Origin of the sequence: Pseudomonas sp. EA_65y_Pfl1_P113 (assembly GCF_963970525.1) — a bacterium.
GTDB lineage: Bacteria > Pseudomonadota > Gammaproteobacteria > Pseudomonadales > Pseudomonadaceae > Aquipseudomonas > Aquipseudomonas tritici.
This window is the reverse complement of sequence record NZ_CAXAQM010000230.1, coordinates 1-618: the sequence shown is the minus strand read 5'-3', so window position 1 is coordinate 618 and position 618 is coordinate 1. Positions and strand designations below refer to the sequence as shown.

Here is a 618-nt window from a genome sequence, read left to right as displayed (position 1 = left end):
CGCCGGCGTCCTTCAGTTCGGCATAGCGCAGTCGGATCGGTGACAGATCGAGACCGTAGGCCTCGACGATAACGCCGTCACGGTTCCGGAAACCACTCCGCCGTCCCGATGCGCTGTCATGGCCGAGAATAAGGCCGGCAGCGCGCAGCTCGCGCAGCCGTGCCTTGATGCAGGCCACGGTCTTCCTGACCTTCGGCTAGATGTTGGTTGCTTGGCCAGACGACCAGCGGGCGATCATCCGTCCAGTCGGCCTCCCAGGTGAGCTGCACGAGGTCCATCAGCGTCTCGATTGCGCCGTTGCTGACACCAATCGCGCCTTTCAGCGCCTTCACGGCCCTGCGCGCATCCTGTTTGGAGACCTGGATGCCAGTCGCATCGACGACCTTCATCCGGCGGGTGAGCTCGCGTGTCAGCGCCGTGATCGGCCGCGCGCCGGTGCGGCCCGTGAAAGCGGTTTGGGTATAGGTCATCGTTCGCCCCCTCGAGTGGAGGGACCGTCAGCAGGCAAAACTCGTGCGTGGCGCGAATCGCGCTCCCTTGAACCTTCCGTCGGAAATGGCTAGATAGGAGGTCTATCAAGTGACCGGTCAGCGTTTGGCGACGCTGCCCATCTAACGG

At 63.8% G+C, this 618-nt stretch carries 2 protein-coding genes; both read right to left on the bottom strand.

All coding sequences use genetic code 11. The annotated features are described in order from the left end of the window. Window positions 1-178: helix-turn-helix domain-containing protein (locus AACY52_RS32450; RefSeq protein ID WP_370468065.1), on the bottom strand; the 178-nt coding region annotated here is incomplete at its 3' end. After that, complete coding sequence (locus AACY52_RS29300) at window positions 117-470, bottom strand: helix-turn-helix domain-containing protein (RefSeq protein ID WP_339561217.1); 354 nt, start codon at window positions 468-470, stop codon at window positions 117-119. The genes AACY52_RS29300 and AACY52_RS32450, both read right to left, overlap by 62 nt. Window positions 471-618 lie beyond the last annotated feature (148 nt).